Genomic DNA, 21,049 nt, shown 5'->3' with positions numbered 1-21,049 from the left:
CTCGCTGTGTCGTCAGATCTGGGCGTCGCCCTTGCGCACGGTGACCGGTTCGGCCAGCCGCTGTTCATCGCAGACGCGCTGCAGTTTCGCCAGGGTTTCGTCCAGTCCAGCGCCGAGCCGCGGTCCGGGAGTGAAGCTGGCCGGCAGATGCCGCATGCCCTGGATGACGCCGATGGTGTCGTAATGTACGGCGTCCGCGGGATCGCAACGATAGTCCGGCATCCGGTCCAGCACCGCGAGCAGCATTCTCTTGAACACCATGCGCGCCATATTGGAGCCGATGCAGCGGTGCACGCCGAGGCCGAAACTGTAGTGCCGATTGCCCCGCCGCTCCATATCGATCTCATTGGGGTTGTCGAACACCTCGGGATCCCGGTTGGCCATCGCCCAGGACAGCCACAGCCGCTCACCTTCGGCGAACCGCGTGCCCGCGACCTCGCAATCCTGGGCGAAGGTGCGACCGTCACCCGGTGCTGGGGTGAAGTAGCGCAGGAACTCCTCGGTCGCCGAATCCAGGATGAGATCGCGTTCCCGACTGAGCAATTCGCGCTGATCCGGATTCTCCGACAGCCATTCCAGCGCGTGCGCGGTGAGTGCGGTGGTGGTGTCGAAGCCGCCGCCGATAATGAGGCTGAGCATGCCGAGCGCGTCCATATCGGAGATCGGCTCGCCGTTCAGGGTGGACTCGGCGACCGCGTTCAGCATGCCAGGGCGTGGATTCTGTTTGACCTCTAAGTAATTCGTCAGCAGATCCAGGCCCATGGCGCGGTGCATTTCGGCGATGCGCGCAGTGTCCGGTGAATCGGGTGGGGTGTACACCGAGGCGTGCGCCGGTTCGTTGTAGATGGTCCACTTGTCCAGCGGGATGCCCAGCATCGCGAGGGTCAGCACGGCGGGCACGATATTGGCCAACTCGTCGACGAAATCGATGGCGCCGCTTTCGATGTGCTCGTCGATGCTGGCGCGCACGATTTCGTCGACGAACGGAATCCAACGCTGCACCGCGGCGGGGGACAGATACGGATTCAGCGCCGAGCGCAGTTCCCGCTGTTCGGGCGGGTCCATTTCCAGGATGCCGGCGCGAATGCCCTGGCCGCGTTCCGGGGTCGGAATGGAAATCCCCTTGTAGCCACGGCGTTCCCCGGTGGGGTCGTTGTCATTGGAGATGTGCGGGCAGCGGGCCAGTTCGAACACTTCGCGGTTGCCCGCGGCCACCCAATGGCCGCCGTAGGTTTCGGTCCAGGCCACCGGGCACTTGCTGTGCATCTGCTGGGTGATGTCGACGAACTGTTCGCGATATTGCGGAGTGTGTCGATCGAAATGAAATTCCGGCCGTCTGCGCTCGGCATCGGATGCGATATCGGTCATCGGCGGTTCCTCTATTCGGTGCTGGAGATCGCCCGCTCGGGGCAGGACCGGACGGCCTCGCGCACGTTGTCCTGCTGATCGGCGGGAACGTCTTCGCTGACCGGTGACGAATGTCCGTCGATTTCACTGAGCTCGAACACCTTCGGGGCGATCATCGCGCACAGCGTGTGCCCCTGACAGCGCTCGACATCGACTCGAACCTTCACGGTATTTCTTCCCTTCAGACGCGGTAGTCGTACCACTTCAGATAGCCGCCGGCATCGACGCGCAGCTGGGTGCCGGTGATGAAACGGGACTCGTCGGAGGCAAGGAACAACACCGCGTTGCTGATCTCCTCCGGCTCGACGTAGGGGACCGGCATGGCCTGCTGTACGAAGAAGGCGGGTTCGGCGTCGGCGCGGGTCGGGTGTTCGAGATCCGGGCGGAACGACCGGTACATCGGCTCGCTGTGCAGCATGGGCGTGTCGCAATTGGTCGGGTGTACGACATTGGCCCGAATACTGCTCGGCGCCAAATGGGTGGCGATCTCGTGGATATATTGCGACAGAAGGCGTTTGGCGACCATATAGGCGACACCGCCCGGATCCTTGCCCGGCTGATCTACCTTCGAAAAGTCCATCAGCGCCGCGGTCGAACCGGTGGCGATGATCGATGCGCCCGCGCCCAGATGCGGCAGCGCCGCCTGTACGGCGTTGATGACACCGAGCAGGTTGGTATCGATGACATCGGTCCAGGCCTGCCACCGCGGCTCGCCCTTCATGCCGGCGATGCCCGCCTGGGCGACGACGATGTCGAGATGGCCGAATTCGGCGATACCGCGCTCGAGAACCGCGGCGAGTTGCGGTCGGTCGCGCACGTCGGCCTGTTCGGCGATGATGCGCCGTCCGGTCTTCTCGACGAGACGGGTCGTCTCCTCCAGATCCTCCGGGCGTGATAGCGAGTATTGGATGCTCTCGATATCACGGCAGATATCGACCGCGATGATGTCGGCACCCTCTTCGGCAAGTTTTACCGCGTGGCTGCGGCCCTGGCCTCGCGCGGCTCCGGTGACGAAGGCGACTTTGCCCTGCACACGTCCCACGGGTTTTCCTTTCGGTCCTACTACTTCTGCGCGGCACGGCCTGTGCCCGGCACGGACGGGTTCAGGTATTGCGGCCTCCGTTGACGCCGAGGATCTGCCCGGTGATGTAGCCCGCATCCTCGGAAATCAGGAACGAGCACGCGGCGGCGATATCGGCGGGTCGCCCGACCCGGCGCACCGGAGTGCGTTGGATGTGGTCCTCGATGGTTCCGCCGAGCAGCTGTTTCTCCTCGGAGCGGCGCAGCATGGGGGTATCGATGAAGCCCGGCGGGACCGCGTTGACCGTGATCCCGTATGGCCCCAGTTCCAGCGCAAGGGATTTGGTGAGGCCGTTGAGTCCGGACTTGGCCGCCACGTACGCCGCCATGAACGGCTGACCGGAGTGGGTGCTCGAGGAAGAGATATTGACGATGCGACCCCAGTTCGCGGCCGTCATATCCGGCAGTACGGCCTGGACGGTGTGGAATACGCCGTGCAGGTTGACATCGATGATGTGCTGCCACTCCTGGAAGGTGAGGTTGTGGAAGCGGCGGTACTTCTCGATTCCGGCGGCATTGACCAGCACGGTGATCGGACCCAGTTTGGTGCGCACATCGGTCAGGGCCGCGGCGATCTCGTCCGGTTTCGTCACATCGGCCTGATAGGCGAAATCGTCCTCGGCGGCCGGGGTGAGGTCGAGGGTGGCGACGTTCAGGCCGTCAGCGCGCAGGCGCTCGACGATGCCGAGGCCGATGCCCGAGGCGCCTCCGGTGACCACAGCGGTTTTCACGCAAGAATCTCCCTTCCGAATGCTGAGAACCGTACTCTCGCGCTCGTCGTGTGCGCAAGACTTCCCGGGTGATGCCGGGAATCGGCATCTGAACGTCGATGTCATCCGCGCGCGTCGGGGTGTTGCCCATTTCGGAATGTTGCTACAGTCGCGCAAACATTGAACGTATGATTCTCCAATAGAGAGAATGAAGTTTCCGTTGTGCAGCCGAGGAGACCGGATGTCAGTGCAAGAACAAGTGGCCGCCCCGCCGGAAGTTCCGGCTCGGCGGCTGCTCGTCGACGGACAGTTGATCGAGACCGGGCGCACCCTCGCCTCGCTCAATCCGGCGACGGGCGAGGTGTACGGGTACGCGCCGGAGGCGGGGCTCACCGAGACGGACGCGGCCATCGCCGCGGCCCGGCGGGCCTTCGACACCACAACTTGGGCCACCGACGCCACATTCCGCGCGCACTGCCTCGAACAGCTCTACCAGGCGTTTCGCGATAACGTCGAAGAACTGCGGGCGCTGACGATCGCGGAGGTCGGCGCGACAAGGCAGCTCACGCACGGTAATCAGCTCGAGATCCCCTTCGAGATCGTCCGCTACTACGCCGAGCTGCTGCCGAAGTTCTCCTTCACCGAGGAGCTCGCCGACATCGAATTCCGCGGTCAGCGCCATCGGCGCTGGGTCGAGAAGGAGGCCGCGGGCGTGGTGGCCGCCATCGCGGCCTACAACTATCCGCACCAGCTCGCCTTGGCGAAACTCGCGCCCGCGCTCGCCGCTGGATGCACGCTGGTGCTCAAGGGCGCACCGGATACGCCGCTGGCTACTTTGGCGCTCGGTGAGATCATCGCGCGCCACACCGATATTCCCGCCGGTGTGGTCAATGTGCTCACCTCCTCGGATGTCGCTGTCGGCGAACGGATGACGACGCATCCCGATGTCGACGTGGTCACCTTCACCGGTTCGACGCCGGTGGGACGCAAGATCATGGCCGCCGCGAGCGCAACGCTGAAGCGGGTGTTCCTGGAGCTCGGCGGGAAGTCGGCGGCGATCCTGCTCGACGATGCCGACTACCGGACGGCGGCGCAGTTCGCGGCGTTCAGCATTGTCAGCCACGCGGGCCAGGGCTGCGCGCTGACCTCCCGGCTGCTGGTGCCGAGCAAGGACCACGACGCGATTGTCGAGATGGTCGCGCAGAACTTCGCCCACGTCCGCTACGGCGATCCGAGCGATCCGAAAACCTATATGGGCCCATTGATCAGTGAACGCCAGCGGGACAAGGTCGACGGTCTGGTGCAGCGTGCGGTGGCGGCGGGCGCGAAATTGGTCACCGGTGGCGAGAAGGTCGACCCGGGCTTCTTCTATCAGCCGACACTGCTGGCTGGCGTCGATCCGGACAGCGAAATCGCCCAGGAGGAGGTCTTCGGGCCCGTGCTCGCGGTGATCCCCTACGAGGACGACGACGATGCCGTACGAATCGCGAACAACTCCATCTACGGCCTGTCCGGCGGCGTATTCAGCGCCGATGAGGAGCGGGCGCTGGTAGTGGCGCGGCGCATCCGCACCGGCACCATGAGCATCAACGGCGGCAACTACTTCGCCGCCGACGCGCCCTTCGGCGGATACAAACAGTCCGGCATCGGCCGGGAGATGGGGGTCGACGGATTGACCGAATTCCTGGAGACCAAGACCTTCGCGGCGGTGGCGGTATGAGCGAGCGAACAATCAACACAGCCGGGCGACCGCTCGTGGCGGCGCCGAGCGCTAGCGAGGTGGCGGCATGAGCGAGCGGAGCGAGCGAACAATCAACACAGCCGGGCGACCGCTCGTGGCGGCGCCGAGCGCTAGCGAGGTGGCGGCATGAGCGGGCCACTCGACGGTATCCGCGTCCTCGAGGTCGCGATGTACGGGTTCGTGCCGTCCGCGGGCGCTGTGCTCTCCGACTGGGGCGCGGATGTGATCAAGGTCGAGCACGCGGTCACCGGTGACCCGCAGCGCGGCCTGCGTCAGATCGCCACCTTCAAGGTCGAGGGCGACCCCAATCCGAATGTGGAACATGCCAATCGGGGCAAGCGCAGTATCGGGATCGATATGTCGGTGCCGGAAGGCCGGGCGGTGATCCACGACCTTGCCAAGACCGCGGACGTATTCCTGACCAGTTTTCTGCCGCAGCACCGAAGCAAGTTCGGTATCGACGTCGACGACATTCGCGCGGTGAACCCGGCGATCATCTACGCCCGCGGCAGTGGTCTCGGCCCGCGCGGCGCGGAGGCCGATAAGGGCGGCTACGACATGACCGCCTACTGGTGCCGTGGCAGTGTCGCCGCGACCATCACCCCGCCCAATATCGACGGACTCATTCCCCCGCCGGGGCCGGCGTTCGGCGACACCATCTCGGGAACCAATCTGGCCGGTGGCATCGCCGCGGCGCTGCTGAAGCGGGAGCGCACGGGTGAGCCGTCGATCGTGGATGTGTCGCTGCTGAGCAGCGGGCTGTGGTCGATGGGGCACACCATCGCGCTCTCGGCGTATATGGGTGAGCCGCTGCGGGCGTTTCCGACCGGATCACACGGTTCGCCGTCGAATCCTCTGTCGGGGTTGTACGCGACCAAGGACGGTCGGTACTTGTCGCTGGTCATGTTGCAGCCCGGCAAGTTCTGGACCGACGTATGTCGTCACATCGACCGGCCGGAACTGGCCGACGATCCACGGTTCGCCGATGCCGCGGCTATCGCGACCAATACGGCTGTGGCCGTGGATATTCTGCGCGAGGTATTCGCCACCCGCACGCTCGCCGAGTGGACCGAGCGTTTCGCGACCCTGTCCGGTCCGTGGGCCCCGGTGCAGGACGCACTACAGGCCATCGACGATCCGCAGGTCCAGGCGAACGAATACGTCCGCAAAGCCGGTGAACTGCAACTGGTTTCGAATCCGGTGCAATTCGATCTCACCGCGCCCGACTTGCGTCCCTGTCCGGAATTCGCCGCCCAGACCGATGAGGTCCTGCTCGAACTGGGCCTGGACTGGGACCGCATCATCGCGCTCAAAACCGCGGGCGCGATCACGTAATTCGCTGGAGTAACCCATGACCTTCATCGCTTCGATAGGGACCTACCTGCCGTGCTGGGGCAGCCAGCGCCACCGGGTGCTCGGTGACGACGAGGACGCGATCACCCTGGCCGTGGAGGCCGGTCGTGCCGCGCTGCACGATGCCGGTCCGGTGGAACGGGTGGTCGTGGTCAGTCGCGATCTGCCGCTGGTGGAAAGCAGTAATGCCGCGGTCCTGCTGGCGGGGCTGGGTTTGGATCCGGAACTGGAGGTGATCGAGCGGCTCGGCGGCGCGCCCGCCACCCTCGACTCGCTCAGTTCCGCCCGGCCACGCACGCTGATCATCGGGGTCGATACCGAGCCCGCGGGCGCGGCCGCCGCATTGATCTCCGATCACGGCCTGCAGGTGCGCACCGCCGCACGGGTGACGCGCAGCCTACCGGTGCGTACCCGCAATACCGTTGGGGCCGTGCACGATTACGGTGATCCGCGACTGCTGCACAAGCGCGGCCTAATGGCATCGCTGGCGGCGGCCTGGTTGGACACGCCGGTGGCGGTGGCCGGCGTCGACGATAAACAGGCGGCCGCGCTGTGCCTCGGCAGCCCGCCGTCACTGCCGACGGTGGGCGCCAGCGCGGGGCTGTTCGCCTTGGCGGCCATGGCCGAATGGGGCAGTACGGGTTTGCTGGTTGGGGTAGAGCAGGCCAGTCTGTCCGGTATTACGGTGGCCGCTGGTACGGCGGTGCTGCACCGGCGGGAGTCGACGGCCAGAGACCTGCCCGAAGGTGAGCTGTGGCCCGGTTCCGAGATTCCGATCTCGCTGGCCGCCTATGAGCGCGCATTCGAGGCGAAGGTGCGCTGGGAGGCCGGAAAGCACTCCGGCAGTGACGATCTGGACTTCCCGCCGCGCTATCGGGTCGCCGCGGACGGCGGTCTGAGTACCGACTACACCCTGGTGCCGCTGCCGCGCACCGGCACGGTGTACACCGAGGCCACCGTCGCATTGCCGGTGCCGGGTCTGAAAAGTCCGTACACCCTGGTGATCGTCGAACTCGACGGTGTCGGGGTGCGGGCGCTGGCGAAGGTGACCGGCACCGATCCCGGCACTGTGGTGATCGGGGACCGCGGCCGCATGGTGCTGCGCCGGGTCGCCGTGCGGTCGGGGGTACCCGATTACGGATACGCATTCGAACCGGAGGTCGCACTATGAGGGAAGTCGCCATTGTCGGTGCGGGCATGACGCCGTTCGCCGAACATTTCGCACTCGGCGTCAAGGATCTGGTGCCGATGGCATTCGCCGAATGTGCCGCTAGCATCGATAAGGGCTTGGTCACCTCAGACCTGCAGGCGGCCTGGTTCGGTGCGATGGGGAATACCGACGGCTTCCCCGCCGGGATTGTGGCTGATGCGCTCGGCCTGCCGGATTTGCCGGTGACCCGCGTCGAAAACTCCTGTGCGACAGGTAATGACGCGGTGCGCAATGCCCTGTTCGGTATCGCCTCCGGTGCGTTCGACGTCGCCTTGGTGGTCGGTGCGGACAAACTCCGCGAAACGGCGCACAAGGACATGCTGTGGGAATGGGAGCCGATGGCGCGCGATATGGCCTGGGATTACCCCCTCGGCCTGATCGCGCCCGTCGGATTCGCGCTGCACGTAGCCCGATATCTGCACGAATCGCCGGCGACCAGAGAACATTTGGCCATGGTCGCGGTGAAGAACCACCGGCACGGTGTGCGTAATCCCAAGGCCCGCTTACGCTTCGAGATCAGTCTGGAACAGGCGCTGGCGGCGCCGATCGTCGCCGGACCGTTCGGACGCTACGACTGCGCACCACAAAGCGATGGTGCGGCGGCGCTGGTGCTCGCCGCGGCCGATGTGGTCGGCCGCTACACCGATCGCCCGGTGTGGATCCGCGGCGTCGGCCTCGGCCTGGATTCGGTGATGCACCAGCACAAGCGGGATATGACGACGTTCCCCGCCACCGTGCGCGCCGCCGAGGCGGCCTTCGCGATGGCGGGGCTGACGCCCGCCGATGTCGATGTCGCCGAGGTACACGACTTCTTCACCGGTATCGAACTGATCAGTTACGAAGATCTCGGCTTCGCCGACCGATTCGGGGCAGCGAAACTGATCGAGAGCGGGGTCACCGAGGTCGGCGGCGCGCTGCCGGTGAATCCGAGCGGCGGACTGAAGGCCAAGGGACATCCACCGGGAGCGACCGGCGTCGCCCAATGCGTCGAGTTGTTCGAGCAGCTGCGCGGCGCAGCGGTCAATCAGGTCGACGGTGCGCGGATCGGTTTGGCGCACAACCTCGGTGGGCCGACGGCGGTGTCGGCGGTGACGATCCTGGAAGGGCCCGGCGCTTGACGGCCGGGTCGGAAGCCGTCGCGCTGGTTTCGGGCAGCACGAAAAGTCGTCGTGCCGTATTGGAATGGGCCGCGCGGTGTGTCGGTCCCACCGGAACAGTGCACGTGGTCTGTGACGGGGTATCGCCGCCGGTGCTGTTCGGATCCATTGCGCTGAGCGGGCTGTTCGTCGATGCCGTCGGACTCGAGGCCATGGACTTCACCAGCACCGCCCGCATTCTCGCAGTGCACGGCTGCGGCTGGAGTTGGTGGTGGGGTCCGGTCGGCGCACATGCCGTCGCGGTGCGGCGGGCCGCGACGCTGGGCGCGGCGATGGTGTTGGCGACCCGCTCGCTGACTTTCCAGGTCCGGGTGGCCGTGCGGCTACCCGACGTCGCCCGCGACCTCGCCGCAAAGAAAGATCGGGCCAGCTAGTCCCTCGTCCAGATCTTGCTGCGCGACCGACTCCGGCTGCTCGCCCAGCGAAGTGATGGCGGTTGATGCGGAGTTGGGCGACCACCATCCGACTGCGTTCGACCGAACCGTCCCAACCGGGGCTCGATGCGGCAGAAGCTATCGGGACGTGGCACTAGTCCGGTGCGATTCCGTCTTCATGTGCCATCCAGTGCACGAAACGGTGCAGTGGATACATGGCGTCGTGTGGATTGCCGATGGTGCTCGGTCCGGCTTCGCCGAGGCGGACGATGCGCTGTGCGCCGCCGCTGGCCAGCCGGTCGCGGTAGTCGGCCATCCGGTCGAATGGAAAGAAGCCGACCGTCTGCGTTGCCACATTGACGTATCCCATCGCCGCATCGAGGCTGTCCACGCGAACCACATTGGCGGTCTTGTTGATCGGGTGGAAGTCCACCGGTTCATCGGAACGGATCACCAGTCCCGTGCCGTCGGTACGGCCCCAGACCCGGAACTCGTCGTCGAGCATTGTCAGGGTGTCGATCTGCTCGCGCAGGTCGATATCGAGCGGTCGGGAATCGCCGGATCCGGCCGCCTTGTCGACGATGTAGGCGTGCAGGCGTGCGCAGAAGCGGTCGGCGTCGTCCTGATCGGCCTCGACATAGACGAAACGGCTTGCGACACAAGCCTCCTGGTTGAGGACCATCACATCGGCGGCGGCGAGTTCGGCGGCGCGGTCGAGCGCCTCGTCCGAGGCGAAGGCCTCCCGGCCGACCATTGAGATCGAGGTCTTCGGGTCGAAGGACACCAATTGGAAGCCCGGCCCGAGGTATTTGATCACATTATCGATCGCATCACCGCCACCCCAGGCGACGATCTTGTCGAAATACTGCGGCCGATACAGCACCCGCTCGACCGTATTGTCGCCGCCGCGCCAATAGAGCGCGGACATCGACCGCACAATGGCGTGGTCGGGATCGATGTCGGCCATGGTCCGCAGTATCGCCACCGTGGTGAACGGATCACTCGAGGACATCTTGAACAGATTGACCGCCTTGACCAGTGCGCCATGGGCTATGGATTTCACCGCGACGCCGGGGGAGTTGCCGGGCAGCACATGGATCAATCGGGGTGCGAATGCCCGCACGAAACTCTGGCGGCCGGTGAAGTCGCGCTTGGGAATCCACTCGTCCAACGCCCGCGGGTCCGGAAAATTCTGTTCGACCACGGTTTCGAGCAGCCGCTTGTCGAGATAACCCGCCGCACCCATGACCTGTGCCCGCAACACGGTGCGCGGCAGCACATGGGTGGCCGACATCCGGTCGATACAGTCACGCACGAACGGGTTTTCGGGTGCGCGCAGCCGTCGACCGGTCTCGACGAGGAAATCGATGATCTCCGCGAGTGGAACGTTCAGCAGCGGCGGCACCGCGCCGCGTGGATGCACCGCACGGTCCATGGGGATGCGCGGTGTCGCGAAGGTGACGCCCAGATCGCGCGATCGGTGCGTGACGTCGTTGCCCTCGAGCACTTCGCCGCGCAGGAAAAACGGCGCGGCAGCGACGGTGTCCGCGATGGTCATGAAAGCCCCCGCACATACGCGTCGACGGTTCCGGCGCAGCCGATTTTGTCGTCGCCTTTGATATCGGCGTAGCGGACGATGTCATTGCGGACCGACGGCCCCTTGTTGCGACAGGCGCAGGGGTCGAGGTCGAGTGCGATCTTGTCGCCGGTGATGATTCCACCCCAGCGTCCGTCCAGCGAGAGGTCGAAAAATGCGGCCCGGCCTTCGATTTCGCCGGATTCGTGCGGCAACGGGTTCGCACCGTCTTCATCGAGGATGAAGGGCACGATCCATGGGGGTATGTGATACCGATCGCCCTTGCGGCACTTGGGCATTCCGGAATTCAGTTCTTGCATCGAATAGTTCTGGAAGTCTCGGTCGGGCGGGATATTGAAGGTCTGGTGGACGAATTGCTGGTAGTCCGGCGGCAACTGGGCCCGCTTGAGCCCGCCGCCGACGTAGAGGCAGTTGTCGGGGTGGAAGTCCGGGGCGGAGTAGCCCATATCCCGAACGATCGCCGCCACCTGGTAGAGCGCATTCCACATGCCCGAGATGTAGAGCTTGTCCGTGCGATAACGCACGAGCGCCTCGGCCCCGGCGATCATCGCCTTGTCGAGCGCCTCCTGCCGCTGTCGAGAGGTCCGGTCGAAATCGGCGAGTTCCTCTGGCCGGGCGGTGCCGTCGGCGATCTTCTTGCGCAGCACCACCATTGTGGTCAGCGACCCGACGGTGATCGGTGGAATGGGCAGGCGGAAACGCTCTTTGGCCGGATCACCGAACGCCGCCTGCTGAGCCGCGGCGATGACGGCGTTCTTCGGGACGGACGCGGTCGCGGCGACGCCGACCATCCGCCGGTCCTGCGCGGGCCGCACACCCGAACCCCAGGAGAAGACATTGACCGTATCCTTGCGCGACCATGCCATATCCCGCTCCGAGGCGAGCAGCATGGCGGACTTGCCTGTTGTTCCACTGGAACAGGAGACGTAGTGCCCCGCGGCCTGCAGCCGGGCGATCCAATCGTCGATGTCGGCGATGTCCGAGGTCTCGATGTGGCTGATGGGATAGGGCGATACGGTGCCGAGCCACTTGCCGAGCCGATCCCACTTCTGCTCGATCAGAAAGCCTTCCGGATAGCTCTTGTAGACCGAGTGCGGGAACAGTAGCGGGACCATATCCGCGAGGTCGCGGATCTCGGTGATACCGGCCTCCCGCGCGCGGTGCCCCAGCAGCTTGATTCGATCATGGTACTGCCGGAATTTTTCGTCGAGTGCCGCCACCTGTGTTTCGCGCAGGTCGGCGGCGGAGTGGTCGAAGCGGTCGGTGGCATCGGCCAGCCGTGTCAGGGTTTCGATGGCTGAGCTCACGGGCGAGTCCTTCCCGGTGACGTTGCCCGCTGGAAAAATGGCAACTCATGCGTATCATTATTAGCGATCGGAGGCGCGATGACGCAAGCGGCAATTCGGAGGAGGCGGGGATGACGGAGGTCGGTCCGCCGATTCGGCGCGCGGCCGGGCGGCCCACCCGGGCACAGGCCGAGGCGCGGCACGAGGAATTGCTCGATACCGCATTGGATCTGTTCCTGGAGCACGGCTACGAGCTGGCTACCATAGAGATGATCGCCGGTCGCGTGCAGATGACCAAACGCACCGTCTACGCCCGCTATCCCGAAAAGGCATCGCTATTCCTCGCCGCGGTCCGGCGCGCCATCGAGCGACAGGTCGTGCCAGCGGATGTGCTCGCTGGCTTCGACACCGGCGATCTGGCCGAGACGCTGACCGCGGTCGCCCGGCTGCGGATCGACCAGGTGATGACGCCGAATGGGCTACGCCTGCAACGCGTTATCAATACCGAGAGCTATCGCTTCCCGGAGATCTTCGTCGCCAACTACGAACTGAGCGCCGGGCCGGTGGTCGACTTCGTCGCGGGCGTCCTCGATCGCGCGATCGCCGCCGGGGCGATCGCGCCGACCAACTCCGATCAGGCCGCCCGCGCCTTCATGAGCATGGTTGTGGGTGGCCAGGTGCGCTCCATTGTGGCCGGTCGCCCACCCACTCCCGAACAGCTGGACGAGCGGGTCCACTTCACCGTCGGTCTCCTGCTGGATGGCCTGCGTCCACGCTGAAATTATCTGAGAGGCAACGATTTTGACATTCGAGGCAGACCGTCCGGTCGCGGTCGTCACCGGAGCCAGTTCCGGCATCGGTGCATCGACCGCCGAAAAGCTGGTGGCACGCGGCTGGCAGGTGATCGGTGTCGGTCGCGATCGACAGCGTTGTGCGGCCGCGCGAACGCGGATCATGGCCGCCGTGCGCGACGGCGGCAGTTTCGACATGGTGCGCGCCGACTTCACTTCGATGACGGAGGTGGCACATGTGGCCGCCGAGATCGCGAGCCGTACGGAGCGTTTGACTGTCCTGATCAATAACGCGGGTGGCGTACGGGATCGGCGGATCATCACCGCCGAAGGCACTGAGGCTACCTTCGCGACCAACCACCTCGCCCCGTTCCTGCTCACCAGGGAACTGATGCCGCTGCTGCGAAAGAGCGCGGCGGTCCTGCCGCCCGGATCGGTGCGCGTGCTCGCCGTATCGTCGAGTGCGCACCGCGCGACCGAGGGCTTCGATTGGACGGATCCGCAGGGCCTGAACGACTTTCACCCGGCGGCGGCCTACTGCCGCGCAAAACTCGCCAATATCCTGTTCACTCGCGAACTTGCGCGTCGAGCGGCCTCCGATGGCATCGTCGCGCAGGCCATGCACCCGGGTGTCGTCGCCAGTAATTTCGCCGCACACGGTGATACAGCGATGCAAGCCCATATGGCCGCCGCCGATACCGTGCCACCGGACGAACCGGCCGAGACTCTGGTGTGGCTGGCAACCGATCCCGAGGGCGGTCGAGACGGTGGGCGCTACTTCTACCGGAAGACGGTGGAAACACCGGCCCCCGTCGCCCTCGACGATGTCGCGGCCGCCCGCCTCTGGACCGAAAGCGAGCGCTTGCTCGCGGATCTCGGATTCTGACGCTTACTCCACGAGCACCGATTGCCTTGCCGCTGCGGTCAGATCGGCTCCCAGATCGTCATCCGAGTATTGGCGGGATCGATCGACGGACTGAGCCGCATCCGGCCGTCCTTGGACCGGGTCATCAGCTCCTTCATCACGATGTCGATATCGCCCTCGATGTCATAGACGGCCAGATATTCCACCGGCTGATCCCCGGTGGTCCGGAGGCGATGGCGCGTACAGGATTGCACGCCATTGATCGCGAGCATCTCGGGAACGTGGACATCGCGATACCAGGTGTTGTATTCCTCGTCCCGGCCGGGCTGTGGGCGGGAGAAAACCATCAACTTCATATCGTTCCTCGATCAGTGTGCCTGCTGGGCATAGGCTTCGGCGTACTGCTTGCGTGACTTCGTCGATATATCCCAACCCGCGGCATTCGCCCGCAGCGCGCCGACGGTGGCCTGCTCCTGCGGAATGTGCTCGAACGGATCGAAATTCAGGAAACGGCAGGCGTTCTGCCAGGTGATCTTGTTGATATCGGTGTCGTCGGCGTGGGCGGCGTTCAATTCCTGCAGCACGAATTCGGGTGCGTCGGGCCACAGCGAGTCCGAGTGCGGGTAGTCGCATTCCCAGGCGATGATGTCCATCCCGACCGCATCCCGATAGGTGAGAGCGGTCGGGTCGGTGACATAGCAGGCGATCACGTGCTCGCGGAAGACCTCGCTCGGCAGCTTGCCGCCGAAGTCACGCCGCAACCACCGCTGGTTGGTGTAATGGCGATCGGAGCGATCCAGGAAGAACGGTATCCAGCCGATGCCCCCTTCCGACAGCGCCACCTTCAGATTGGGGTAGGAGCGAAATGCGGGCCCCCACAGCAGATCCTGGACGGTGATCTGGGAGACCGTCGGCGCCAGGCACATCAGATTGTCGATCGGCGCGTCCGGCGCCAGCTTGAGGGCTCCGAATCCGGTGCCGATATGCAGGTTCATGACCAGCCCGGTTTCGTTCAGCGCCCCGAAGACGGGTCCCCAGAAGTCCTCGTCGAAATAGCTGGGGCTGCCCTGCAGGTGCGGCAGTTCCGCCATTGTGACGCCGCGGAAGCCTTTGGCGGCGACGCGATGGATCTCGGCGATGGCCAGCTGCGGATCCCACAGCGGCAGAATGGCGTTCGGGATGAACCGGCCCGGGTAGACCTCGCACCAGCCTTCGAGATGCCAGTCGTTGTATGCCTGGATCATCGCGACGGTGATCTCGTCCTTGAAGTGACTCAGGTGACCGGCACTGAATCCGGCGAAGGTGGGGAAGCACATCGAGGCCAGGATGCCGTTGGCGTCCATATCCCGTACGCGGGCGTGGATGTCGTAGACGCCTGGCCGCATTTCGGCGTAACCGGCCGGGTCATACCCCCACTCCTCCGCGGGCCAGGAAACGACCGCGTTGAGCCCGGTGACACCCGTCGGTTTCCCCCGGTAGACCCAGCGGTCGATGCCCTTGTCATCGGCGATCACCTTCGGCGCCAGATCGGCCCACTTCTTCGGTACCCGCCCGTCGAACATATCGAGCGGCTCGACGACGTGGTCGTCGATGCTCACCAGAATCATGTCGTCGATGTTCACGTGACTCCTCGCTGTTCGTGGGAACGCCGGGGGTGCGCCTCCACCCCGATCTCGACAAGCGCAGAGATGGCCAGTCTTCATTTCAGAGAATGCCACTCTCGCTGTGAGGTCGACCATACACCCCGCCTGCGGGCGCGGTCGACAAATTCCCACCGGATATCGAACGATGAGCTGTCCAAGTCGCGTGCAATCCCTGCCTGCTGCTGAACCACTACCGCCATCGGCGAGGAAGCTGTCGCCAGACGGCAACGGGATTGCGCGGCCCAGCATCCTTGTTTCCACGTCAGAATGTAATTATCGTATAAGGAGAATTACATTTCCACCTGAGTTGGTAGCGCAAACCATGACGCGGGAGTCTCCATGATCGACAACACCACCGCAGCGCCGATCGACCTGACCTGGGAGATGACCCACGCCCGCGATCTGTGCTGCATCCACTGCTCGTCCAGCACACGTGGACGCGATCCGCGCGAGCTCAGCACCGCCGAATGCAAGGCACTGATCGACGAATTCGAGCGGATGCGGATCTGCCGTGTCGATATCGGTGGCGGCGAGCCCACCGTGCGCCCCGACTTCTGGGAACTGGTCGACTATGCCACCGCCAAGCACCTCGGAGTGACGTTCTCCACCAACGGAATTCGGCTCACGCCCCATGCCGCGCGGCGGATCGCCGGGAACAGCCACATCGATGTACGGATCTGCCTCGATGGCGCAACCGAGGCGGTCAACGATGCGATGCGCGGCGCCGGGGCGTACCGGGCGGCGGTGCGTGCGATGGAGTTGCTTGCCTCGTCGGGCGTCTATGGATTCGAGCTGTCCGTCACGGTGACCAGCCAAAATGCAGGTCAGCTCGATGCTTTCAAGGCAATTGCCGATATGTTCGGTGCGCGACTTCGGCTGGCCCGGCCAACTGGCCGCGTCTCGGACGAATTGCACCCGGCGGCGGACCAGCGGCGGATGCTCGATGACTGGCTGTGCCAGCACGACGGGGATGTGCTGACCGGAGCGTTCTTCTACCGGTCCGGCTACGGTGAATCGCCGCAAGGGTCGAACTCGGAGCGGGTGATGTGTGTGATCGATCCGTTGGGCGATGTCTACTCGTGCACTGACAACAACCAGTTCCACACCGGAAACATCCGTGCCGCAGGCGGATTCGAACCCATCTGGCGGAACTCGGAACTGTTCACCGAACCGCGTAGCCAGCAGGTCAGCACGGCGTATGCGGAATATACCGAGGAATATGGTGATTCGGCGCTGGCTGGGGTCGACCGTATAGTCGCGTCGAAGCTGTCGCAGGACTCTTCGCATCGGCGGCGACCAGTTGCCGAATACCGGGCTGTTCGGAGGTCGGCGTGACTTCGCGTTCGGAGCATCGGCGAGTCGCGCTGGTCACCGGTGCGGCGCGGGGGATCGGTGCGGCAATCGTACTGGAACTGGCGTCTCGCGGCTGGTCGGTGCTCGCGGTGGATCTGGCGACCGATGATCCCGCGCTGCCCTATCCGATGGGCAGCAAACGCGAACTCGTCGCGGTGGCGACCGAGGCGAGCAGTCGAGTGAACCGGGTCGGCGCGGTGCGACCGTTTATCGCCGACGTACGCGAGCCGTCGACGCTAGAGGCCGCGGTGGCCGAGGCGGTGGGCACCTGGGGCGGGCTGGATGCGGTGGTCGCGGCGGCCGGGGTAATCGCCGGTGGAGTTCCGCTGTGGGAGATGCCGATCGAGCAGGAGCGCGCGGTGCTGGATGTCTGCCTGGGCGGGGTCGTGAACCTGGCGCGGGCGGCCGTACCGGCACTGCTGGCCCGACCCGCACCGCGATCGGGGCGGTTCCTGGCCGTCGCCTCCGCCGCCGCGACCAAGGGTCTGCCCCAGCTCGCGGTCTACTGTGCGGCGAAAGCCGGTGTGACAGGGTTGATTCGGGCACTCGGCGCGGAACTCGGCGGCACCGGGGTGACCGCGAACACGGTGAGTCCGGGCTCCGCCGATACCGCGCTGCTGGCCGAGATTGCACGCCTGTACCGAATGCCCGATCCGACGGGTTTCGCTGGCCAGCAGCCGATCGGTCGGTTGCTCGACCCGGGCGAGATCGCAAGTGTCCTGGCCTTTCTGGCCGGGCCGGACAGCAGCGCGATGACCGGTGCGACCGTCGCCGTCGATGGTGGGCTCGCGCTGTGATCAATCCAGTGCCCGAGTGGTTTTTGTTCTTGCCACAGATCAAGCTGCGCGTCGAGGACATCGTGGAACGGGCTCGCGTGGCCGAGGCCAGCGGGTTCGACGGCATCGCCTTCATCGACCATCTGGTCGCGCCCGGCGCTGAACAGTTGCCCCTGTGGGAGGCGATGACGGTAGCCGCATGGGTGGCCGCGCGGACCGAGCGGCTGCGGATCGGACATCTGGTCTTATGCGACTCGTTCCGACATCCGGCGGTGCTCGCCAAGCAGGCGGTGACACTGCAGGAGGCCTCGGGCGGCCGATTCGAACTCGGCCTCGGTGCCGGTTCGGTGCCGCACGAGCTGGCGGGATTCGAGATTACCCGGGAACGGGCGGCCGCACGCCGCGATCGGCTGCGGCGCAGTCTGGAACTGCTGCACCAGTATTGGGGCGCACCGGATACCGAGGGACCGGTGCAGGTTCCACCGCCGAGCACACCGATTCCTATTGTCATAGGCGGCACCAGCGCACCCATGCTGGACTTGGTTCGCGGCTATGCGGCCTGGTGGAATCTGCCTGCGCCGCAACTGAATCGGTTGGCGGAACTGTTGCCCGAGATCGGATCGGCGCGGGTATCCATCCAGCAGATGGTCGGATTCGTCGGCCATAACCGGGATGCCGGGGAAGTCCGTGCGCAAAGCAGTCGGCGATTCGGTCACATGGGCGAGGGCCTGGTAGCCGGTGACGCCGCGCAACTCGTCGCGCACTTCGGCGATCTCGTCGAGCGTGGCGTCGAGCGGTTCTATGTGTGGTTCACCGATTTCGCCGCACCGCGGACTTTGGCGGAATTCGGCGCGACGGTCATCCGGGAGATGCCGCGCGTCTAGCGCAGCTGATCCTTCATCACCTTCCCGGTGGCGTTCAACGGCAACGCTTCCCGGAAATCCACGAAGCGCGGAACCTTGTAACCCGCCATGCGCGTCTTGGCCCAGCTGATCAGTTCTTGTTCCGAGACGGAGCCGGTGGTCACCACGAACGCCTTGCCGACCTGCCCGAGCCGCTCATCGGGAACACCGATCACAGCAACCTGAGCGACCGCCGGATGCTCCAGCAGAACACCTTCGATCTCCGCCGGATAGGCATTGAAGCCGCCGACGATGAACATGTCCTTCTTGCGGCCGATGATCCGCAGCCGACCGGCGGAGTCGAGACTGCCGAGATCGCCGGTGTGCAGCCAACCTTCGGAGTCGATCGCCGCGGCGGTCGCCTCCGGATCATCGAGGTAGCCCTGCATGACGGAGTATCCGCGGACGAGCACCTCCTCGTCATCGGCGATGCGCACCTCGACGCCATCGCAGGCGGTCCCGACGGTCGTCGCGATCTGCTCGATGGTGTCGCCGGGGCGCGACGCCGTCGCGGTACCCGCCTCGGTGAGCCCATATCCGGTCATGATGGATCGGAACGGCAGCTCCTCGTGCACCCTGCGGATCAGTTCGATCGGAATATCGGCGGCCCCGGTGACCGCCGCCCGCAGCGACGACAGGTCGTATCGGTCCTTGGCCTGCAACAGCGAGTGATAGAGGGTCGGCGGACCGGGTAGCATCGTCACCCGCTCGCGCTCGACCAGCTCGAGCACCCGATCGACATCGAAGACCGGGACCGGCAGGATGGTCGCGCCGCGAATGAGCGACGCGATGATCCCGGCCTTGTATCCGAAGGTGTGGAAGAACGGATTGACGATCAGATAGCGGTCGCCCTCCCGCAGATCGGCCAGCTCGCACCATTCCGCATACAGCCGCAGGGTCTGCAGGTGATTCATCATGACTCCCTTGGGCTTTCCGGTTGTGCCCGAGGTGTAGATGATGTCGGCGATATCCGTGCCACGAACCCGACGTTCGAACGGCGCACCGCTGGACAGGAACTCCGACTTCACGTCGATCACCGGCACACCGCCCGCCCGCGCGTAGTCCATGCCGAGGAAACCCTGCTGGACCAGTAGCAATTTCGCGCCACTGCGGCGCACGATATCGTCGGCCTCCTCGGCCTTGAACCGGGTGTTGACCGGCACGAGCACGCCGCCCGCGCTCAGCAGACCGAACGCCGCGGTGATCCACTCGGCGGAATTGGGCGCCCAGATGGCCACCCGGTCACCGGATTCGACTCCGGCGTTCGCGAAGGCGCCCGCGGCCCGGCGGACCCGGTCGGCGAGTTCGGTGAAGCTCAACCGGAGCGGTCCGTCGACGACCGCTTCGGCCGCACCGAAGCGGTCGGCCGCGGACAGCACCATCTGCGGGATGGTCTCCCAATTCATCTGCCCAGCAGCCTCATACGCCGAGCAGACCCGCCAGGTTGCCGCCCATGATCTTGGCCTGATCCTCGACCGGCAGATGGGTGAGCATATCGGCGAAATGGGTGGGCTGGGCGAGGCCTTCGGGGTGCGGGTAGTCGGACCCGAACAGCACCCGATCAACGCCGATGAGATCGATCAGGTCGGATACGCCCTCCTCGTAGAAGGGGCTGACGAAGATCTGGTTCTTGATGGTCTCGACCGGGTTCTGCATGCCGAAGCCTTCGGGTGCCTTCTTGAAGGTTTCGGACAGTTTGTGCATCAGCGGGCCCAACCAGGCAGCACCACTTTCGATGATGGCGACCTTCAGATCCGGATGCCGCAGCAGCGCACCGTGAGTCAGCAACGAGGTCACGGCGTCCTCCACGGGACGCCATTCGTTGACCATGCTGAAGGCATTGGTGACGAAGGGCAGCATCTCGGCGTCGGCGCCGTCCCATTCCTTGGTGTAGCGGGCGTAGCCGCTGTCGGAGGTGTGCATGGTCACCGCGACGCCCAGCTCGAGCACCCGCTTCCAGAACGGATCGAATTCCGGCAGCGCGAACGAGCGCGGACCGCGGAAGCCTGGCACCGGAGCGGGGCGGATCAGAATGGCCTTGGCGCCGTGCTCGACCACCCACTCCAGTTCCTTGATGGCCTCCTCGACGATCGGCAGGGTGATCACCGGAACCGCGAAGATTCGGTCCTTGTAGTTGAACGACCACGTCTCGTGCATCCACTGGTTCAATGCGTGCACGATGGCGTGGATGGCGTCCGGATCATCGCGCAGGCGCTCCTCTACCAGGCTGGCCAGCGTGGGGAACATCAGGCTGCGGTCGACCTTCAGCTCGTCCATCAGCGCCAGGCGCGGTCCGGGTTCGCGGAAGGCGTCGATGGCCTTCATCGGCTTGCCGAAGATCTCTCGGCGGCTCTTGCCCTCCGGGTTGCCGTTCTTGAAGTAGTCCTCCATCGCGCCCGGACGCGCGACCACCTCGAAGGTGGGATTGGGGATGTACTGGCTGATCTGGCCCCGCACCGCGATCTTGGTCCGGCCGTTGACCTCGACGTACTGGATGATGCCCTCGTACCGCTTTGGCAGATAGCGGGTCAGTGCTTCTTTGGTCTCGTACAGGTGGTTGTCCGCGTCGAACAGCGGATACGGCAGCGGAGTTTGTGCCGACATGAAATCCTCCTTCGCTATTTGGGAGAATCTTATTCTCATTCGTGGTCGGTGGCAATCGTTGGTGCTGACGGCCACCTCGGATCGGCTCGGTGGTGCGGCTGCGGAAGGTCGTCGTAGACCACATTTCCCGAAACAGTGACCTTAATTCTCCTAATATGGAAAGCTGCTTTCCCAGCGGCGAGAGCGCCAGATCCGGTAGG

Annotated in this window: 20 protein-coding genes; 10 read left to right on the top strand and 10 right to left on the bottom strand. The window is 65.0% G+C overall.

What is annotated here, in order from left to right:
* Positions 1-12: 12 nt before the first annotated feature.
* From ACQP2U_RS29360 to ACQP2U_RS29345, 4 genes are all read right to left on the bottom strand, one after another.
* Positions 13-1,368 (bottom strand): cytochrome P450, encoded by a 1,356-nt coding sequence (locus ACQP2U_RS29360; protein ID WP_433710433.1) that lies wholly within the window; start codon positions 1,366-1,368, stop codon positions 13-15.
* 11 nt (positions 1,369-1,379) lie between these two features.
* Complete coding sequence (locus ACQP2U_RS29355) at positions 1,380-1,574, bottom strand: ferredoxin (protein WP_433710432.1); 195 nt, start codon at positions 1,572-1,574, stop codon at positions 1,380-1,382.
* A 14-nt stretch (positions 1,575-1,588) separates the two neighbouring features.
* On the bottom strand, positions 1,589-2,449 hold the full coding sequence (locus ACQP2U_RS29350; protein WP_433710431.1) for a mycofactocin-coupled SDR family oxidoreductase: 861 nt from the start codon (positions 2,447-2,449) through the stop codon (positions 1,589-1,591).
* Positions 2,450-2,510: 61 nt separating this feature from the next.
* Positions 2,511-3,218, bottom strand: a complete 708-nt coding sequence (locus ACQP2U_RS29345) for an SDR family NAD(P)-dependent oxidoreductase (RefSeq protein ID WP_433710430.1) — start codon at positions 3,216-3,218, stop codon at positions 2,511-2,513.
* Positions 3,219-3,438: 220 nt separating this feature from the next.
* Between ACQP2U_RS29345 and ACQP2U_RS29340 the strand changes: the two genes are divergently transcribed.
* The 5 genes from ACQP2U_RS29340 (at position 3,439) to ACQP2U_RS29320 (ending at position 9,032) form a co-directional block, all read left to right on the top strand.
* On the top strand, positions 3,439-4,917 hold the full coding sequence (locus ACQP2U_RS29340) for an aldehyde dehydrogenase family protein (RefSeq protein WP_433710429.1): 1,479 nt from the start codon (positions 3,439-3,441) through the stop codon (positions 4,915-4,917).
* Positions 4,918-5,064: 147 nt separating this feature from the next.
* The gene (locus ACQP2U_RS29335) at positions 5,065-6,273 is read left to right on the top strand and encodes a CaiB/BaiF CoA transferase family protein (RefSeq protein WP_433710428.1); all 1,209 of its coding nucleotides are present in this window, start codon (positions 5,065-5,067) and stop codon (positions 6,271-6,273) included.
* 16 nt (positions 6,274-6,289) lie between these two features.
* Positions 6,290-7,462, top strand: coding sequence for an OB-fold domain-containing protein (locus tag ACQP2U_RS29330; protein WP_433710427.1), 1,173 nt, complete (start codon positions 6,290-6,292; stop codon positions 7,460-7,462).
* Positions 7,459-8,619, top strand: coding sequence for a thiolase C-terminal domain-containing protein (locus ACQP2U_RS29325; RefSeq protein WP_433710426.1), 1,161 nt, complete (start codon positions 7,459-7,461; stop codon positions 8,617-8,619). Before ACQP2U_RS29330 ends, ACQP2U_RS29325 begins: the two co-directional genes overlap by 4 nt.
* Complete coding sequence (locus ACQP2U_RS29320; RefSeq protein WP_433710425.1) at positions 8,616-9,032, top strand: hypothetical protein; 417 nt, start codon at positions 8,616-8,618, stop codon at positions 9,030-9,032. Before ACQP2U_RS29325 ends, ACQP2U_RS29320 begins: the two co-directional genes overlap by 4 nt.
* A 154-nt stretch (positions 9,033-9,186) precedes the next feature.
* Here the strand turns inward: ACQP2U_RS29320 and ACQP2U_RS29315 are convergent, their stop codons facing one another.
* Positions 9,187-10,590, bottom strand: coding sequence for an acyl-CoA reductase (locus tag ACQP2U_RS29315; RefSeq protein WP_433710424.1), 1,404 nt, complete (start codon positions 10,588-10,590; stop codon positions 9,187-9,189).
* Positions 10,587-11,936: a hypothetical protein gene (locus ACQP2U_RS29310; protein WP_433710423.1), complete on the bottom strand. Its 1,350-nt coding sequence runs from the start codon at positions 11,934-11,936 to the stop codon at positions 10,587-10,589. The genes ACQP2U_RS29315 and ACQP2U_RS29310 overlap by 4 nt, the downstream gene beginning before the upstream one ends.
* A 110-nt stretch (positions 11,937-12,046) precedes the next feature.
* Here ACQP2U_RS29310 and ACQP2U_RS29305 point away from each other — a divergent pair, with 110 nt between their 5' ends.
* Together ACQP2U_RS29305 and ACQP2U_RS29300 are read left to right on the top strand one after the other, a co-directional pair.
* A complete protein-coding gene (locus tag ACQP2U_RS29305; RefSeq protein ID WP_433710422.1) occupies positions 12,047-12,694 on the top strand; it encodes a TetR/AcrR family transcriptional regulator in 648 nt (215 codons plus the stop codon).
* A 22-nt stretch (positions 12,695-12,716) separates the two neighbouring features.
* Complete coding sequence (locus ACQP2U_RS29300) at positions 12,717-13,592, top strand: SDR family NAD(P)-dependent oxidoreductase (protein ID WP_433710421.1); 876 nt, start codon at positions 12,717-12,719, stop codon at positions 13,590-13,592.
* Between the two features lie 38 nt (positions 13,593-13,630).
* Here the strand turns inward: ACQP2U_RS29300 and ACQP2U_RS29295 are convergent, their stop codons facing one another.
* Both ACQP2U_RS29295 and ACQP2U_RS29290 read right to left on the bottom strand, forming a co-directional pair.
* A complete protein-coding gene (locus ACQP2U_RS29295; protein WP_433710420.1) occupies positions 13,631-13,927 on the bottom strand; it encodes a hypothetical protein in 297 nt (98 codons plus the stop codon).
* A 12-nt stretch (positions 13,928-13,939) separates the two neighbouring features.
* Positions 13,940-15,193 (bottom strand): amidohydrolase family protein, encoded by a 1,254-nt coding sequence (locus ACQP2U_RS29290; RefSeq protein ID WP_433710419.1) that lies wholly within the window; start codon positions 15,191-15,193, stop codon positions 13,940-13,942.
* Between the two features lie 360 nt (positions 15,194-15,553).
* Between ACQP2U_RS29290 and mftC the strand changes: the two genes are divergently transcribed.
* Genes mftC through ACQP2U_RS29275 form a run of 3 tightly spaced genes read left to right on the top strand, consistent with a single transcriptional unit; the run spans position 15,554 to position 18,227 of the window.
* Positions 15,554-16,549, top strand: a complete 996-nt coding sequence (gene mftC, locus ACQP2U_RS29285; protein WP_433710418.1) for a mycofactocin radical SAM maturase — start codon at positions 15,554-15,556, stop codon at positions 16,547-16,549.
* On the top strand, positions 16,546-17,364 hold the full coding sequence (locus tag ACQP2U_RS29280) for a mycofactocin-coupled SDR family oxidoreductase (protein WP_433710417.1): 819 nt from the start codon (positions 16,546-16,548) through the stop codon (positions 17,362-17,364). Before mftC ends, ACQP2U_RS29280 begins: the two co-directional genes overlap by 4 nt.
* 8 nt (positions 17,365-17,372) lie before the next feature.
* On the top strand, positions 17,373-18,227 hold the full coding sequence (locus ACQP2U_RS29275; protein WP_433710416.1) for an LLM class flavin-dependent oxidoreductase: 855 nt from the start codon (positions 17,373-17,375) through the stop codon (positions 18,225-18,227).
* Here ACQP2U_RS29275 and ACQP2U_RS29270 read toward each other — a convergent pair.
* Together ACQP2U_RS29270 and ACQP2U_RS29265 are read right to left on the bottom strand one after the other, a co-directional pair.
* Complete coding sequence (locus ACQP2U_RS29270) at positions 18,224-19,651, bottom strand: FadD3 family acyl-CoA ligase (RefSeq protein ID WP_433710415.1); 1,428 nt, start codon at positions 19,649-19,651, stop codon at positions 18,224-18,226. The two genes, ACQP2U_RS29275 and ACQP2U_RS29270, sit on opposite strands and share 4 nt — an antisense overlap.
* Before the next feature lie 13 nt (positions 19,652-19,664).
* A complete protein-coding gene (locus ACQP2U_RS29265; RefSeq protein WP_433710414.1) occupies positions 19,665-20,849 on the bottom strand; it encodes an amidohydrolase family protein in 1,185 nt (394 codons plus the stop codon).
* Between the last annotated feature and the right edge of the window lie 200 nt (positions 20,850-21,049).

It is taken from the genome of Nocardia sp. CA-084685, from assembly GCF_050955785.1.
GTDB lineage: Bacteria > Actinomycetota > Actinomycetes > Mycobacteriales > Mycobacteriaceae > Nocardia.
The sequence above is the reverse complement of the archived record's forward strand: the minus strand, read 5'-3'. Positions and strand labels throughout refer to the sequence as shown.

What these genes read in the sequence shown, in the direction of transcription:
- ACQP2U_RS29270 (WP_433710415.1), bottom strand. Translation starts at nt 19,651, where the DNA reads ATGAATTGGGAGACCATCCCGCAGATGGTGCTGTCCGCGGCCGACCGC.
- ACQP2U_RS29305 (WP_433710422.1), top strand. Translation starts at nt 12,047, where the DNA reads ATGACGGAGGTCGGTCCGCCGATTCGGCGCGCGGCCGGGCGGCCCACC.
- ACQP2U_RS29340 (WP_433710429.1), top strand. Translation starts at nt 3,439, where the DNA reads ATGTCAGTGCAAGAACAAGTGGCCGCCCCGCCGGAAGTTCCGGCTCGG.
- ACQP2U_RS29360 (WP_433710433.1), bottom strand. Translation starts at nt 1,368, where the DNA reads ATGACCGATATCGCATCCGATGCCGAGCGCAGACGGCCGGAATTTCAT.
- ACQP2U_RS29265 (WP_433710414.1), bottom strand. Translation starts at nt 20,849, where the DNA reads ATGTCGGCACAAACTCCGCTGCCGTATCCGCTGTTCGACGCGGACAAC.
- ACQP2U_RS29325 (WP_433710426.1), top strand. Translation starts at nt 7,459, where the DNA reads ATGAGGGAAGTCGCCATTGTCGGTGCGGGCATGACGCCGTTCGCCGAA.
- ACQP2U_RS29315 (WP_433710424.1), bottom strand. Translation starts at nt 10,590, where the DNA reads ATGACCATCGCGGACACCGTCGCTGCCGCGCCGTTTTTCCTGCGCGGC.
- ACQP2U_RS29330 (WP_433710427.1), top strand. Translation starts at nt 6,290, where the DNA reads ATGACCTTCATCGCTTCGATAGGGACCTACCTGCCGTGCTGGGGCAGC.
- ACQP2U_RS29335 (WP_433710428.1), top strand. Translation starts at nt 5,065, where the DNA reads ATGAGCGGGCCACTCGACGGTATCCGCGTCCTCGAGGTCGCGATGTAC.
- mftC (WP_433710418.1), top strand. Translation starts at nt 15,554, where the DNA reads ATGATCGACAACACCACCGCAGCGCCGATCGACCTGACCTGGGAGATG.
- ACQP2U_RS29295 (WP_433710420.1), bottom strand. Translation starts at nt 13,927, where the DNA reads ATGAAGTTGATGGTTTTCTCCCGCCCACAGCCCGGCCGGGACGAGGAA.